The following is a 15,238-nucleotide window of genomic DNA, read 5'->3' as shown; positions in this document are numbered from 1 at the left end:
GATGAGCTCTTTTTCACTGCGCCGCGCCGCGCTGCTTTTGGCGCTACTGCTGGCCGGAGTCATACCCTCTGCAGCGGTACTGGCTGAACGTACGGTTGTCACCCCGCCGGCCTTCACCGGTCTGTTAACGAATCCTGGGATCGGCGTGGCCAGTTTCCACGATGGTTATGGTCAGAAGCCCTCTCTGAAAGAGTATCCGGACACCGGATTTGAATACGATCGCTTTTACTGGAGCGATCTGGAGCCTGAAGAAGGCGTCTATAATTTTGCGCCGATCGATCATGCCTTCAGCGTCGCCGCCCAACATCAGCCGGCAATGAACGTCGGATTACGTTTCATGGCGCTCGATGAGCCACAATCAGGCTCGAAAATCCCCGCCTGGCTTATCGCCAAAGGCATTCAGGGACAATGGGTCGAAAATGGCAAAACCTTTGTCCCGGATCTCAGCGATCCGACTTTTATCGCCTATGCGCAAAAGCTGCTTAACGCCCTCGGCGCGCGTTATGACGGCAATCCTGAACTGGCGTTTGTCGATATCGGCATGGTGGGTTCCTGGGGCGAATGGCATAACTCCAATTTCCCTGACGTCGCGCCGTTGATGGAAAAGTACACTCCGCAACAGCTCAATCGCTACATTGATATGCACTTCAGCAGTTTCCCGAAAACGCCCAAAATTATGTTAATCAGCGGCGGCGACTCGCTGGCCTGGGCCAGCCAAAAGGGCGCCGGATGGCGCGCGGACTGCTGGGGAGACTGGCATAACTTTTCCCCGGAGTGGAGCCATATGCGCGATGACTATCCTCAACGCCTGGCCGCAGCGCAGAAGGCGTGGGCCGGTTTTAACACTGGCTGGCAGCACGCTCCCGTTAGTCTTGAAATTTGCGGTTATATGGCGGAGTGGGAAAGCGTTCAGCACTATACCCGCGAGGAGGTTCAGGCCAGCTTTGACTGGGCATTAGCGCAGCACGCCAGTACCCTGAATCTGAAATCGCGTCCGGTACCGGCCGCCTATCGCGATATCGTTGATAACGCATTATTGCGTATCGGCTATCGCTACCGGGTGAGCCGGCTGGAATTTGATACGCCCGTGCGTAGCGGCACTCCGCTTACGCTGAATGTTACCTGGCGTAACGACGGCGTCGCTCCAGCCTATCTCCCGTGGCTTGTACAGTGGCGAATAGTGAATGATGCGGGTACGACGATGACGCAAGTCCGTACGTCGGACGATGTTCGCCAGTGGCTGCCCGGCGACCATCAAAGCAACGTCACGCTGCCGCTGCCTGCGGGCCTGCCTGACGGCCAGTACCGCCTGGAAGCGGCGCTGACCAACCATCAAAATCTACCGCGTATACAACTTGCTAACGAAGGTCAAACCGGTGACGGATGGTATTCACTGGCTTCGTTTAACCTTAAGGAATAACCATGTTTGAGGCTATCAGGCTGGTCGGCCGGGAAATCAAATCCTGCGGCGGCATTAAAGCGAAAATCGCGCTTCTGCTCTATCGTCTGGCAACGCTCTACCGCAGTCGTAACCCGCTGTGGAAGATCTGCGCAATTCCCTTCGTTATTCTCAATATCGTGATTAACGAGTGTTTATTTTGCATTGAGCTGCCGTGGCGAGCGCGCATTGGATATGGGCTGAAGCTGTTTCATCCGCACTGCATCGTTATTAATCGGGGAACGATCATCGGCCAAAATTGTACTCTGCGCCAGGGGGTCACTATTGGCAGCGTGACCGATAGCCAGGGTCAGGAAGGCAACAGCCCGCGAATCGGCGATAACGTAGAATTTGGCGCCCACGCCGTGGTGATCGGCGCGGTCACGCTAGGCGATAACGTCAAAGTCGGGGCAGGCACGGTAGTGACCAAAGATCTGGCCGCAGGCATGATTGCCGTCGGTCAACCCTATCGGGTATTAAACGGCAATTAGTGTGGGTTTGCCTGGGGACAAAACCCACGCTGGTAGAAACGCGGGTTTTATTGCTAGCCGGATGGCAACAGAAGGTTGACTCTTAGGCTCTCAGCTTAACCGGCTCGCTAAAATCATCAGCAGGTTCCAGCTTAAGGTTAAACGTTGCCAATAGCGCTTCGGCTCGTTGGTGAAAATCGCGCAGCGTCTTTTCGAGCTTTTCGGTGACTTCAGGATCGTCAATCGCGACCGGACGCCAGTCGCCTTCTTTATCGAATAATCCAAACTGGTAGCTATAGGTGAAGCGCGATGCCTGCGCTTCCATCTCCATCCACCATCCCCAGAACTCGCGTTTTTCAGGCGCCGGTTTTACGTTGACGCAAACTGCCAGGCAATCGAAAAAGAAGCGGTTGTCTTCACATTGCTCCTCACGGATGTAAGGGCCTAGCGCCGTGAATTTCTTAATCAGCTTACTCTTTAGGTGTCCACTCGGTAACGTCATTGCAATCTCCTTTGGTGATGCCATGACGTTACCAAATCGATAGAATTTAGCAATATATTAACTAAATCTATGGCTAATCCAGCGGGCGATCTGCCGCAGGGCGTGATCGAAATTGCGATAAACCGGATTGAACGGGATCTCCAGCAGCTTGCCGTCGGATGAGGATGAAGTGATCAATCGCGACTCCTCTTCCGGGCTGAACGGATCGTCTTTCCAGAAGCCCGAAAGCATTGGCGTAGGGCAGCGGCGCCCCAGCAGTCCCTGAACCTTCAGGGAGTAGCGGTTAAGCTCCACGCGCAGCGCTTCGTCGGAAGCATCGTGCATTCCCAGACGCGAAGCCAGAACGTCAAGATACATTTCCGGCACCCGTCCCTGATGCAGCGGATCCACCAGCAGGCCGTGCACCACCGGGCCCAGGCAGGCAACCGCCTTCAGGCGCTGAGATTCCAGATAGCCCAGCCGTACGGCAATGTTGGCGCCAAAACGGAAACCAAAGGCGGCCACGCGGGTATGATCGACCCATGGCACATTGGCCAGATGCTGCAGCACATACTGGTGCAGCATACTGGTATCCTGGGTCAGCTTGCATTTTGACGAGAAACCAATTGAAGGCATATCCACGGTCAGCATAGCGATGCCCAATGGCGCAAAATAGTTCTCATACAGGTTGTAATAATCGGTCTGGAGCGCGTCAAGGCCGCCGCACATCAGCACCGTCGGGAACGGCCCCTCGCCTGGCGGCATATGCAGGAACCCGGTGATCGGCGCCGCGCCAGGGATGGAAAACTCCAGCTCGCGCAGCTTGCCGGGCAGCCGCTGAGCCGCCTCTTCGTAAGCCCGGTATGCCAGCACCTGCGCCTGTTCCGCCAGCTCATCGCCTTTAATGTGCGGATAGGCGGCAATGCTGTACAGGTTTGCCGCATGCAGCCAGTGGCGGCCGCTGATGAGCAGATCCTCTTCCTGGCCGGCCTTTTGCTGCCAGTCCATCGCCTGTTTCGCCCATTCAAAGATCCAGTTGCCACCGCGATAGCCGACAACCGTATCGTAAAGCTCCGGATCGGTTCGCTCCGCATCGCTCATGACGATGCGCGCCTGCACGTCGAGGATTTCCTGCGGCGTCACGCCACGCCAGATCCACATCAGGCGATTAATCAATCGATACCAGTGATCAACGTTATTGCCGCTGAGCGCGGACTGGATCGGTTGCTGCGCTCCGGTATTGAACCGGCGCACCAGCGTAGAGGTTTCCGGATGTTTGAATCGGGGTTTAAACAGCGTTTCGCTAAGGTTAGCCTGGGACATGTGCAGCCTCCATCATGTTGCCACTGAAGCTATTGTAACCTGCGCAAGGGTAAAAAAAACCACGCCCGGCAAAACCGGGCGTGGTAATTAGCATTTATGCGGGAAATTAACGGCCTGCGATAGGCGGTACGAACACCACGCCCATATCCCACGGCTGTTCAATCCAGGTATCCTGCGGAATATCAATAACATAATCGTCAACCAGCGGACGGCCGGCCGGTTTTGCGAAAATAGTGACAAAATGCGCTTTAGGATACATTTCGCGGATAGCAACGGCGGTACCGCCGGTATCGACCAGGTCATCGATAACGATGAAGCCTTCGCCGTCGCCTTCTGCACGTTTCAGAACCGTCAGCTCACGCTGGTTATCGTGGTCGTAGCTTGAGATGCAAACGGTGTCAACATGACGAATACCCAGTTCACGCGCCAGTAGTGCTCCCGGTACCAGACCGCCGCGGCTAACGGCAATAATGCCTTTCCACTGTTCAACCGGCAGCAGGCGGGTTGCCAGCTTGCGGGCGTGAATCTGCAACATGTCCCAGGTGACGACGTATTTTTCGCTCATGTGAAGTGTCCCAGCCTGTGTAATACGGCTTAAATAATGTTCGAGGGGGAAAATGGTTGCGCGAGATTATAGAGATCTGACGCGCTAAAAACCAGCGTTAAGCGGCCACGACGACTCTTTTTACGTGGTTTACACTACCAGAGTACGCGGAAAGTGGTATTCTCAACCCCATCGCGCAAGCCCGGGCTTGTAGTGTATTTGATTGCTAACCCTCGATCTGCAAACGACTTTTGCAGATGATTGTAAGGAGACTCATCGTGTCTGAACTGTCTCAATTATCCCCTCAGCCGCTGTGGGATATTTTTGCCAAAATCTGCTCTATTCCCCACCCGTCCTATCACGAAGAACAGCTCGCTGAGCACATTATGGGCTGGGCAAAAGAAAAAGGCTTACACGCGGAACGCGACCAGGTTGGCAACATTCTGATTCGTAAAGGCGCCACTGCCGGTATGGAAAACCGCAAACCGGTAGTGCTGCAGGCGCACCTCGATATGGTGCCGCAGAAAAACAACGATACCGTTCACGACTTCACTCAGGACCCGATTCAACCTTACATCGACGGCGAGTGGGTCAAAGCGCGCGGCACGACTCTGGGCGCCGATAACGGTATCGGCATGGCTTCCGCGCTGGCGGTGCTGGCTGACGACAACGTTGTTCATGGCCCGCTGGAAGTGCTGCTGACCATGACGGAAGAAGCCGGTATGGACGGCGCCTTTGGCCTGCAGCCCAACTGGCTGCAGGCGGATATCCTGATCAACACCGACTCCGAAGAAGAGGGTGAAATTTACATGGGCTGCGCGGGTGGGATCGACTTCACCTCTGACCTGGCGCTGACCCGTGAAGCCGTTCCGGCCGGTTTCCAGAGCTTTAAACTGACCCTTAAAGGGCTGAAAGGCGGCCACTCCGGCGGCGAGATCCACGTCGGTTTAGGCAATGCGAACAAACTGCTGGCACGCTTCCTGGCGGGCCATGCTGAAGAGCTCGATCTGCGCCTGGTCGATTTCAATGGCGGCACCCTGCGCAACGCCATCCCGCGCGAAGCGTTCGCGACGGTAGCCGTAGCCGCGGACAAAGCGGAAACGCTGAAAGCGCGAGCGAATGAGTACCAGGAGATCCTGCAAAACGAGCTGGCGGCTAAAGAGAAAAATCTCGCTGTGCTGCTGGAGTCGGCGGAAAATGGCCAGCCTGCGCTTACGACTCAATCTCGTGATACCTTTGTGCGCCTGCTTAACGCCACGCCGAACGGCGTCATCCGCAACTCTGACGTGGCAAAAGGGGTGGTGGAAACCTCTCTGAACGTCGGCGTGGTGACCATGACCAGCGACAACGTGCAGATTCACTGCCTGATTCGTTCGCTGATTGACAGCGGTAAAGATTACGTCGTGAGCATGCTGGACTCTCTGGGCAAGCTGGCCGGTGCGAAAACCGAAGCCAAAGGCGCCTATCCAGGCTGGCAGCCGGACGCCAACTCTCCGGTGATGCATCTGGTACGTGAAACCTATCAGCGTCTGTTCAACAAAACGCCGAATATCCAGATTATCCACGCGGGCCTGGAGTGCGGTCTGTTCAAGAAACCGTATCCGGAACTGGATATGGTTTCCATCGGGCCAACCATTACTGGCCCTCACTCTCCGGATGAACAGGTGCATATCGAAAGCGTGGGCCAGTACTGGACGCTGCTGACTGAGCTGCTGAAATCCATTCCGGCGAAGTAAGACAACAAAGGCCCACTCCTCAGGAAGTGGGCCTTTTCTTTATAACGACTCGCTCATTAACGCCCGCTAAACGTTCGCAGCGGATTACCGCGCTCAATCTGATGATGGAACATTCTCCGCTCAGACTTCAACGCCGCACTCTCATTCTGCCGCTGCTGTTCCAGCTTCCAGGCAATCAGCAGACGCGCCAGCCGTTTGTTCGCATGCTGACTCCGCTCCGACTGCACCTTTACGCTGATGCCGCTTGCCGTATGAATGGCGCGCACCGCGGAATCGGTCTTGTTCACGTGCTGCCCGCCAGGCCCGGAAGAGCGCAGCGTTTCAAAACGGATCTCGCTGGAGAGCATCTGTTCATCGCAGGAAAAGCGCCCTACGCCAACATACCAGTTTTTGCGCCCGTGATGCGGCCTGAACGGACTGGAAAAGACCCATTGCAAAGTGCCGCGCCAGCTTTCGCTGAAAGCAAACGCGCCGTCGCCATTCAGCGAAAGCAGAACAGAACGCAGGGTGCCGGCATGACGTCCTGGCTCACTTTCCAGCAGCGTCAGGGAAAGCCGCCGCTCTGCGGCTTCCTTTATGAGCCGCTCCAACGTCAGTTTCACCGCCAGACAGCATTCATCCGGCCCCTGAGCGGAAGAGAGTTGCAATAAAATCATGCGCTTTTCCCTCCGCTGGTTTTCAGCGTCAGCAGCGGACGCAGACGGGCGATCGGTTCGACCAGTCCGGCCTGCACCAGACAGTTAAGTACGCTTTCCACGGATTTATACGCCTGCGGCGCTTCTTCATAGATCAGCTGACGATCGCGGCAGATCACCCTGCTTCCCAGCTCGGTGCGCGCCAGCTGAGCCGGCGTATATTTGCCGGACAGGCGCCCTTTGCATTCGGTTCGCATCCATTTCCGCCCGGCGCCATGCGCCAGCGAATGCAGGGTCTCCTCGCGGGTAACAGGCTGCACCAGCCAGCTGTGGTCCCCGCGAGAGCCCGGGATTATCACCAGGCCCCGGTCGTCCGGCGTAGCCCCTTTGCGATGCAGCCAACCCTGCAGCCCGTCAACAGAACAGGACTCGACAAAGTTATGCGCGATATCCAGTACGCTCCGTCCGTCGGCCCGTATCTGTTGCAGGATGCGGGTGGCAATCAGATAACGATTCACGCGTGCAAAAGCCAGCGCATCATCATGTTCTGCCAGATAATCCCGAGCCGCAGCGCTACCTTCCGCCAGGCCATCGTGCGAAAAAGCCGCAATATGGCGCTGCAGTATGGATTGCCCGAGGCCGCGCGATCCGCTGTGCGCCAGCAGCAGCAGGCGCTGAGCATCAAGGCCGGCCTGCTGGAAACGGTCGTTATCCACAACCTGCTCCACCTGCTGCAGTTCAGCGAAATGGTTACCGCCGCCAATCGATCCCAGGGCGCTGCGCCAGGGATGGGTCAATAAATGTTCCGGCAGATGCTCGTCCAGCCAGCTTGCTTGCGCAACGTCCTCCATAGCGGACAGTTTCTTCTCAAACTTATCCGCATTGTATTTTCGCGCGAGGATATCCGTTTGCCACAGCGCCATGCCGCAGCCGATATCGTTACCCACCAGTGCCGGGTAGAGATGGCCCAGCGAGAAGAAGACTGCGCCGATGGGATAGCCACGCCCGGGATGTAAGTCTGGCATTCCCACCACGCGCTGCATGTGGGGTAAATTTGCCGTCGTGTGTAATTGTTGGATCGCTAAACCTTCGATCCACAGATCGTCTGAACGAATATAAGAAATAGATTCAGACGTATAATGAACATTATTGCCCATATACCAATCCATATTAAAAAATAAATAAAGGATGTGGCAGACGTTACCAGGGCAAAAAAGAGAGTTATTCCTGGGAAGGCCTGCAAAGTGCGTTCTGGAAATCTGTATTCATGGTGAACCTCCTTTGCAGTTAATAAATAGGTGAAAGTGCGCGTATAGTAATCAGGCGTTAAATCTATTGCAAGCCGATTTGCCGCCGCATCAAATAATTAAGAAAACGTTCACCCCGCGCCTCCACTTCCTGTGGCTGAATAACCGTGAAGCCATGACGCGCAAAAAAGGGCTTTGCCGTAATACTGGCCTCTACCGTATAAATGCGCTCAGGAAGCTGCCTCAATAGCGTATTGAGCAGCGCGCTGGCGACGCCCTGGCGGCTATAGTCGGGAGAAACGAAGAGTAAATCGATATAGTCATCTACGGCGGTAATAAACCCGACCGGCGAGGCATCATTTATTGCCACCAGTACGCGTGACGCCGCGAGTTTTTGCCGCCAGCGGGCTTCATCAACCTGCGCCCAGGCGGCAATTTGCCGGGGGGAATAATCGGCGCTGGCTGTCTCTTTAACGGCGCGTAAAAATAGTGCGCATAGCGCCGGAAAATCCCGCTCTTCGTACATTCTTATTGTTAACATTGTTACAGTCCCAAAACGAGTTGTCGCTCCAGCTGCGGATCAAGCAGCGTCACATGTAGCCCCACCAGCCTGACTCCCCGACCTCCGCGCCGCTCGTGCCAGGTTTTATGCGCGGTAGAAATCAAATCATCTTTATTCAGCCGGGGCCAGACATGCTCCTGGGTCGTGAGCTGGAAATCATTAAACTTCAGCTTGACCCCCTGGCGAGCAATCCGCAAATCCGGTTTAACTTTCGCCAGGCGCCGTTCAAGTTCTGGATAGAGGTTCTCAATAATCGACTCACACTCCGCCCATTCGTGGATATCCTCTATCAGGGTTCGCTCAACCCCCACCGATTTGCGCTGGCGCTCGCTGCTGATTTCTCGTTCATCAATGCCGTGGCTGCGTTCCCACAATATTCGCCCGAATTTACCAAAGCGCTTGAGCAACATTGCCAGATCGCTGTTCTGTACATCTTCGCAGGTTCTCAGGCCCATGCTTTCCAGCTTCGCGGCGGAGACTTTGCCGACGCCCGGGATCTTCGACAGCGACAGCGTTTTGACAAACTCCGCTACCTGGTGCGGCGCAATGACAAACTGGCCGTCAGGTTTATTCAGATCCGAGGCGATTTTTGCCAAAAATTTTACCGGCGCAATGCCGGCAGAAGCAGTCAGATTGAGCTCGCGATGGATGGTCTCACGGATCTCCTGCGCCATCAGCGTTGCTGACCCCTGACAATGGACGCTGTCGCTGACGTCAAGATAGGCTTCATCCAGCGATAGGGGTTCGATTAACGAGGTATAGCGGGAAAAAATCTCCCGGATATGGTTCGAGGCCTCTTTGTAAGCGTCGAAACGGCCGGGAAGGAGCGTCAGGTGTGGGCAAAGTTTCAGGGCGGTGGCGGTAGGCATAGCGCTGCGCACGCCGAACTTACGCGCCGGATAGTTAGCCGTACTGATAACGCCGCGCTGTACCCGACTGCCGCCAATGGCGATAGGGATATCGCGCAGCGCCGGGTTATCACGCATTTCAACCGCTGCGAAGAAGCAGTCCATATCTACATGGATGATTTTACGCATAGCCAAACCTTAGACTGTACATGCATACAGTATAGCAAACTATGGCGAAATTTAATCTTTTTAAATCCACAACCTTAAAAAACGTGCTACAACATAAAAATGCAACAAATATGATTTATTTTTCATATAGTTATATTAATAAATAAGGTAAAACCCAATCATGAAATCAATAGTAACTGCGCTCGGTTTACTTATTGCCAGCAGCGCCTGCGCAGCACCTCAGCTTATTGCTCATCGCGGAGGTACCGGCGATGCCCCGGAAAATACACTTCCAGCAATAAAACTCGCCCTGGAAAATAAGGCCGAGGCGATCTGGATAACGGTGCAATTAAGCCAGGATGGCGTCCCGGTTTTATATCGTCCTGGCGATCTTTCCGCGCTGACTAATCATACAGGGAAAATCTCAAGCTATAGCGCAGCCGAACTGGCACGCATGGACGCGGGGTGGAAATGGGGCGATGAAACTCACCCCTGGCGCGGTAAAAATGCAACGATTCCCACGCTACAATCGGTGCTGGAACAGTGGCCGGAGACCTTCTTTTATATCGATATCAAATCGCCTGATGCCGACCCTGCGATAATGGCGGCTCGGCTTGGCGATGTGTTAAATAAAACCCATAGCCTCGCCCGCGTACGCGTGTATTCAACGGACGCTCGCTATATCGCAGCGCTACCAGAGTCAATTCCCCATTTCGTCAGCCGGGACGAAACGCGAACAAAGCTGGCGACCATTTCTCTTAGCCACCAGTGTCAGCCCACCAACTCACCAGGGGACGAGTACTGGTACGGCCTTGAGCTGAAACGCAAAGTAGAAGTCATCGAGAAGTTCACCCTGGGCGAAGGCGTATCGCCGGCCACGCTCACCTGGGATAAAGAAGCGATGGACTGTTTCCGCTCACAGGGCAAAGCCCATATCATATTCTTCGGCATTAATAATGCTGATGATTTTCGTACGGCAAGCGAGCTTGGCGCCGACGGCGTAATGGTTGACTCACCGGCAAAAGCGAAAACGTGGTAAATCAAAAAAGGCCGCATGGTGCGGCCTGCTAGTTAAATGATGCGATCCTGATTGCGCTGCGCTTCGCGTGCCATGCGTTTTTTACGCGCATCGCAGGGCTCAGGGCAGTCGCAGACCTTTTCCAGACCCAGCGATGAGATCCCCCCGCAGCTGCCCTGGATAGTTTTTCGCTTGATCAGATACCCGAGCGACATTCCCAGAATAACCAGCGCGAAAATCACAAAGGTCGCGACAAATACCGTCAGCATCATTAGCCTCCAAAATCGTCGAGCATGATGTTTTCATCCTCAACGCCGAGATCTTTCAGCATTTTGATGACCGCGGCGTTCATCACCGGCGGCCCGCACATATAGAATTCACAATCTTCCGGCGCCGGGTGATCGCGCAGATAGTTTTCATACAGGACATTGTGAATAAAGCCGGTATGACCGGTCCAGTTATCTTCAGGCTGCGGATCGGAGAGCGCCACGTGGAAGGTAAAGTTCGGATTTTCACGTGCCAGCTGCTCGAATTCGTCATCATAGAACATTTCTCGCAGAGAGCGCGCGCCGTACCAGAAGCTGATTTTACGCTTACTGTGCAGGCGCTTAAGCTGATCAAAAATATGCGAGCGCATCGGCGCCATTCCGGCTCCGCCGCCGATAAAGACCATTTCAGCGTCCGTTTCTTTGGCAAAAAATTCCCCAAACGGCCCGGAAATCGTCACTTTATCGCCCGGCTTCAACGACCAGATGTAGGAAGACATAATTCCCGGAGGCGCATCAGGTACCTGCGGCGGCGGGGTTGCGATACGCACGTTGAGCATGATGATGCCCCTCTCTTCCGGATAGTTAGCCATGGAGTAGGCGCGTAACGTAGGCTCTTTTACATCCGAGACATAGCGGAAGAGATTAAATTTATCCCAATCGCCGCGATACTCATCCGGAACGTCAAAGTCAGCATAAGCGACCTTGTGCGATGGACATTCGATCTGAATATACCCGCCTGCGCGGAACGGAACCGCGTCGCCGTCCGGCACGCGCAGCTTCAGCTCTTTGATAAAAGTGGCTTTGTTATCGTTCGAGATAACTTCACATTCCCACTTCTTAACGCCAAAAATCTCCTCCGGCAGCTCAATTTTCATGTTCTGCTTCACCGCGACCTGGCAGGCCAGGCGGCAGCCCTCTCTCGCCTCACGCTTGGTGATATGAGAAAGTTCGGTAGGCAGGATATCACCGCCGCCCTCTTTCACCGTCACCCGGCATTGGCCGCAGGAGCCGCCCCCGCCGCAGGCCGACGAGACGAAGATTCCGTTGCTGGAGAGCGTATTCAGCAGCTTGTCACCCGCCGGAGTACGGATCTGTTTATCCGCTTCGTTATTGATTTCAATGACCACATCGCCCGCATTCACCAGCTTCGAACGCGCGGCCAATATCAGCCCGGATAGCACCAGGACGATCAGCGTGAACATCACTACGCCAAGAATTATTTCCATACTTTCCGCCCTTATAGCTGCACACCGGAGAATGACATAAAGCCCAGCGCCATCAGACCCGTGGTAATAAAGGTGATCCCTAACCCGCGCAGACCAGCAGGCACGTTTGCGTATTTCATTTTTTCGCGAATACCCGCCATCGCCACAATCGCCAGCAGCCAGCCGACGCCGGAACCAAAGCCGTAAACGATGGATTCGGTGAAGTTATAGTCGCGCTGTACCATGAAGGAGACGCCGCCAAAAATCGCACAGTTAACGGCAATCAGCGGCAGAAAGATCCCCAGCGCGTTATAAAGCGTCGGGAAGTACTTATCGAGGATCATCTCCAGAATTTGTACCAGCGCGGCAATCACGCCAATAAAGGTGATGAAGTTCAGAAAGCTTAAGTCAACGCCTTCCACCAGCGCGCCATCGCGCAGCACGAGGTTATACACGAGGTTATTGATCGGTACCGCCAGTCCGAGTACGACCGTTACCGCAACGCCGAGACCGAAAGCGGTTGAGACCTTTTTCGACACGGCGAGGAAGGTACACATTCCCAGGAAGAAGGCCAGTGCCATGTTTTCAACAAACACGGCGCGGACAAACAGGCTAATGTAGTGAGCCATGGTCGGTTACTCCTTTTCCTGCTGTTCAGGCTTCCAGCTGCGCACCGCCCAAATCAACAAACCGATAATGAAGAACGCACTGGGTGCCAGAAGAAACAGACCATTTGGCTGATACCAGCCGCCGTTCTGCACCGTTTCCAGCACGGTAATACCGAATAGCTTACCACTGCCGATCAGCTCTCTCAGGAAACCGACGATGATTAGGATCGCCCCGTATCCCAGACCGTTGCCAATACCGTCCATAAAGCTCGCCAACGGCGGCGACTTCATGGCATAGGCTTCGGCGCGCCCCATCACGATACAGTTAGTGATGATCAAACCGACGAAAACCGAAAGCTGTTTCGAGATCTCATAGGCAAAAGCGCGTAGCACCTGATCGACGACGATAACCAGCGAAGCGATAATCGCCATCTGTACAATGATGCGCACGCTATTCGGAATGTGGTGGCGAATCATGGAGATAAACATGCTGGAGAATGCCGTAACCAGCGTCACCGCAATGGTCATTACAAAAGCGGTCTCCAGCTTGGTGGTCACCGCCAGCGCGGAGCAGACGCCCAGTACCTGCAGAGTGATAGGGTTATTAGCGATAAGCGGCCCCACCAGCACGCGCTTCATTTCTTTCATGTCGCCCAAATCAGCCATTATTCAGCTCCCCTTCTCGCACCTTTTGCAGGAATGGGCCAAAGCCCAGTTTGCCCATCCAGAAATCAAAGCTATGCTGCACACCATTTGACGTCAGCGTTGCGCCCGACAGGCCATCAACGGCGTGCAGGTCGCCAGGACGCGCGCCGCCTTTGACGATTCTCAGCGCAGGCATCCCTTTATCATCAAGCACCTGTTTACCGACGAACTGCTGACGCCAGTTGGGGTTTTCAATTTCACCGCCCAGCCCCGGCGTTTCGCCATGATCGTAATAAGTGATCCCTTTTACCGTACGGCCATCGGTTTCCAGCGCCACAAACGCGTACATCACCGACCACAGACCGTTGCCGTAAATAGGGAGTACGACTTCCTGAATCTGCTGTTTTTCATCACGCACAAGATATATTTCGGCGATATTACTGCGGCGTTTAATACCCGCCGGATCCTGGCTGGCTTCCAGCTGCAAGCTCTGCTGCGGATCTTTCAGGGCCTGGGCCTGATTAAATTTGCTCGGGTCTTTATCCAGCAGCTCCCCGCTAGCGAGATCGACTAATCGTGGAGAGATGCGGGCCTTAAAAATATCGGCCACTTCATCTGCGCTCATTCCCTGCTTCATCAGACCAGCAACCGCCAGGATATTGCGCTGTTTATCAAGCGCGCGCTGCTCCTGCTGGCGTGATTTTAGCCCGACGGCAGAACCGGCGACCACGATTGAGCAGACCAGACAAAGCACCAGCACCACCAGCAGCGTTTTGCCGATGCTATCGTTACTTTTATTCTCAGCCACGCGACTTCCTCCGCTTAATATTGGCCCGCACCACCAGGTAATCGAACAGCGGCGCAAAGAGGTTGGCGAAGAGGATCGCCAGCATCATCCCTTCCGGATAGGCCGGGTTGACGACGCGAATCAGGACGCACATCACGCCGATCAGCAGGCCGTAGCTCCATTTACCCTTATCCGTAAACGACGCGGACACCGGATCCGTCGCCATAAACATCATGCCGAAAGCAAAACCGCCGAGAACCAGATGCCAGTACCACGGCATGGCAAACATCGGGTTGGTATCAGAGCCAATGAAGTTAAACAGCGTCGCGGTAGCCACCATGCCGAGGAATACCCCAGCGACAATGCGCCAGGAAGCCACGCGACCGAAAATGATGATGGCGCCGCCGATCAGAATCATCAGCGTCGAAACCTCGCCAATCGAGCCCGGAATATTGCCGAGGAAGGCATCCATCCAGCTTACCGGCTGTCCGCTTGTGACATTAACCAGCGATTCACCGCCGCCGCTAGCCCACTGGGACAGCGGCGTCGCGCCGGAAAAGCCATCCGCTGCGGTCCACACCAGATCGCCGGAAATTTGCGCCGGCCAGGCAAAGAACAGAAAGGCCCGCCCCGCCAGCGCCGGGTTGAGAAAGTTACGCCCGGTTCCGCCAAAGATCTCCTTGGCCATGACGACGCCAAACGTGATCCCGAGCGCAGCCTGCCATAGCGGCAGCGATGGCGGTACAATCAGCGCAAACAGGATTGAGGTCACGAAGAAGCCTTCGTTTATTTCGTGCTTACGCACGATAGCAAACAGGACTTCCCAGAACCCACCGACAAGAAACACGGTGATGTAGATAGGCAGGAAAAATACCGCACCCAGCGTCATCATACTGAGCCAGCCGGCATCAGCGGTGAAGTTTACCCCCAGCCACTGGGCAATGCTGTAGTGCCAGTTCCCGGCGATGACCTGCTGCAGCTGTTCAGCGCTATATAATTTAGCCAGCGCCGGTATGGTCTGCAGACCAACGTTATACATTCCCCAGAACATCGCCGGGAAAACGGCGAACCACACCAGTATCATCATCCGCTTAAGGTCGATGGCGTCTCTGACGTGCGCCGCTCCGCGCGTCACCTGACCGGGTGTATAGAACAGGGTCGCCGTCGCTTCGAACAACGGGTAGTATTTTTCCAGCTTGCCGCCGTGCGTAAAGTGCGGCTCAAGTTTGTCAAACAGTTGCTTTAAGCCCATCA

Annotated in this window: 17 protein-coding genes; 4 read left to right on the top strand and 13 right to left on the bottom strand. The window is 55.0% G+C overall.

Annotated features, from left to right (window positions below; translation table 11 throughout):
* The first annotated feature begins 1 nt into the window (after position 1).
* Entirely contained in the window at positions 2 to 1,420 is a 1,419-nt protein-coding gene (locus ACSIPU_RS27095) for a DUF4832 domain-containing protein (RefSeq protein ID WP_004099192.1), read from the top strand.
* Positions 1,421 to 1,422: 2 nt separating this feature from the next.
* On the top strand, positions 1,423 to 1,929 hold the full coding sequence (locus ACSIPU_RS27090; protein WP_004099190.1) for a serine acetyltransferase: 507 nt from the start codon (positions 1,423 to 1,425) through the stop codon (positions 1,927 to 1,929).
* Between the two features lie 82 nt (positions 1,930 to 2,011).
* Here the strand turns inward: ACSIPU_RS27090 and crl are convergent, their stop codons facing one another.
* The 3 genes from crl to gpt form a co-directional block, all read right to left on the bottom strand.
* Complete coding sequence (gene crl, locus ACSIPU_RS27085) at positions 2,012 to 2,410, bottom strand: sigma factor-binding protein Crl (RefSeq protein ID WP_004099188.1); 399 nt, start codon at positions 2,408 to 2,410, stop codon at positions 2,012 to 2,014.
* A 57-nt stretch (positions 2,411 to 2,467) separates the two neighbouring features.
* The gene (gene frsA, locus ACSIPU_RS27080; protein ID WP_004099186.1) at positions 2,468 to 3,712 is read right to left on the bottom strand and encodes an esterase FrsA; all 1,245 of its coding nucleotides are present in this window, start codon (positions 3,710 to 3,712) and stop codon (positions 2,468 to 2,470) included.
* 106 nt (positions 3,713 to 3,818) lie between these two features.
* The gene (gene gpt / locus ACSIPU_RS27075; RefSeq protein WP_004099178.1) at positions 3,819 to 4,277 is read right to left on the bottom strand and encodes a xanthine phosphoribosyltransferase; all 459 of its coding nucleotides are present in this window, start codon (positions 4,275 to 4,277) and stop codon (positions 3,819 to 3,821) included.
* Positions 4,278 to 4,534: 257 nt separating this feature from the next.
* On the opposite strand from gpt, the gene pepD reads away from it, so the two are divergent.
* Positions 4,535 to 5,992, top strand: coding sequence for a cytosol nonspecific dipeptidase (gene pepD, locus ACSIPU_RS27070; protein WP_004099176.1), 1,458 nt, complete (start codon positions 4,535 to 4,537; stop codon positions 5,990 to 5,992).
* A 56-nt stretch (positions 5,993 to 6,048) separates the two neighbouring features.
* Here the strand turns inward: pepD and prfH are convergent, their stop codons facing one another.
* The 4 genes from prfH to dinB all read right to left on the bottom strand — a co-directional run bounded on the left by prfH (position 6,049) and on the right by dinB (position 9,473).
* Positions 6,049 to 6,648 (bottom strand): peptide chain release factor H, encoded by a 600-nt coding sequence (gene prfH / locus ACSIPU_RS27065; protein ID WP_004099175.1) that lies wholly within the window; start codon positions 6,646 to 6,648, stop codon positions 6,049 to 6,051.
* A complete protein-coding gene (locus tag ACSIPU_RS27060; RefSeq protein ID WP_004099174.1) occupies positions 6,645 to 7,784 on the bottom strand; it encodes an RNA ligase RtcB family protein in 1,140 nt (379 codons plus the stop codon). The genes prfH and ACSIPU_RS27060 overlap by 4 nt, the downstream gene beginning before the upstream one ends.
* 175 nt (positions 7,785 to 7,959) lie before the next feature.
* Complete coding sequence (locus ACSIPU_RS27055; protein WP_004099173.1) at positions 7,960 to 8,415, bottom strand: GNAT family N-acetyltransferase; 456 nt, start codon at positions 8,413 to 8,415, stop codon at positions 7,960 to 7,962.
* Positions 8,416 to 8,417: 2 nt separating this feature from the next.
* Positions 8,418 to 9,473: a DNA polymerase IV gene (gene dinB / locus ACSIPU_RS27050; RefSeq protein WP_004099172.1), complete on the bottom strand. Its 1,056-nt coding sequence runs from the start codon at positions 9,471 to 9,473 to the stop codon at positions 8,418 to 8,420.
* 160 nt (positions 9,474 to 9,633) lie between these two features.
* On the opposite strand from dinB, the gene ACSIPU_RS27045 reads away from it, so the two are divergent.
* Positions 9,634 to 10,491: a glycerophosphodiester phosphodiesterase family protein gene (locus tag ACSIPU_RS27045; protein ID WP_016809611.1), complete on the top strand. Its 858-nt coding sequence runs from the start codon at positions 9,634 to 9,636 to the stop codon at positions 10,489 to 10,491.
* Positions 10,492 to 10,523: 32 nt separating this feature from the next.
* Here ACSIPU_RS27045 and nqrM read toward each other — a convergent pair whose 3' ends face one another.
* The 6 genes from nqrM to ACSIPU_RS27015 are packed head-to-tail and all read right to left on the bottom strand — an operon-like array spanning position 10,524 to position 15,236.
* Positions 10,524 to 10,739: a (Na+)-NQR maturation NqrM gene (gene nqrM, locus ACSIPU_RS27040; RefSeq protein ID WP_004099168.1), complete on the bottom strand. Its 216-nt coding sequence runs from the start codon at positions 10,737 to 10,739 to the stop codon at positions 10,524 to 10,526.
* A 2-nt stretch (positions 10,740 to 10,741) separates the two neighbouring features.
* Positions 10,742 to 11,965, bottom strand: a complete 1,224-nt coding sequence (gene nqrF / locus ACSIPU_RS27035) for an NADH:ubiquinone reductase (Na(+)-transporting) subunit F (protein ID WP_004099166.1) — start codon at positions 11,963 to 11,965, stop codon at positions 10,742 to 10,744.
* Positions 11,966 to 11,976: 11 nt separating this feature from the next.
* A complete protein-coding gene (gene nqrE / locus ACSIPU_RS27030) occupies positions 11,977 to 12,573 on the bottom strand; it encodes an NADH:ubiquinone reductase (Na(+)-transporting) subunit E (protein WP_004099164.1) in 597 nt (198 codons plus the stop codon).
* 6 nt (positions 12,574 to 12,579) lie between these two features.
* A complete protein-coding gene (locus ACSIPU_RS27025; RefSeq protein ID WP_004099162.1) occupies positions 12,580 to 13,218 on the bottom strand; it encodes an NADH:ubiquinone reductase (Na(+)-transporting) subunit D in 639 nt (212 codons plus the stop codon).
* Positions 13,211 to 14,005: a Na(+)-translocating NADH-quinone reductase subunit C gene (locus ACSIPU_RS27020; protein ID WP_004099160.1), complete on the bottom strand. Its 795-nt coding sequence runs from the start codon at positions 14,003 to 14,005 to the stop codon at positions 13,211 to 13,213. The genes ACSIPU_RS27025 and ACSIPU_RS27020 overlap by 8 nt, the downstream gene beginning before the upstream one ends.
* Positions 13,998 to 15,236 carry an NADH:ubiquinone reductase (Na(+)-transporting) subunit B gene (locus ACSIPU_RS27015; protein WP_004099158.1) on the bottom strand — a complete coding sequence of 413 codons (1,239 nt, stop codon included), beginning with the start codon at positions 15,234 to 15,236 and terminating at the stop codon, positions 13,998 to 14,000. The genes ACSIPU_RS27020 and ACSIPU_RS27015 overlap by 8 nt, the downstream gene beginning before the upstream one ends.
* Positions 15,237 to 15,238 lie beyond the last annotated feature (2 nt).

This window comes from Klebsiella sp. HN106 (assembly GCF_051209435.1).
GTDB lineage: Bacteria > Pseudomonadota > Gammaproteobacteria > Enterobacterales > Enterobacteriaceae > Klebsiella > Klebsiella oxytoca.
The sequence above is the reverse complement of the archived record's forward strand: the minus strand, read 5'-3'. Positions and strand labels throughout refer to the sequence as shown.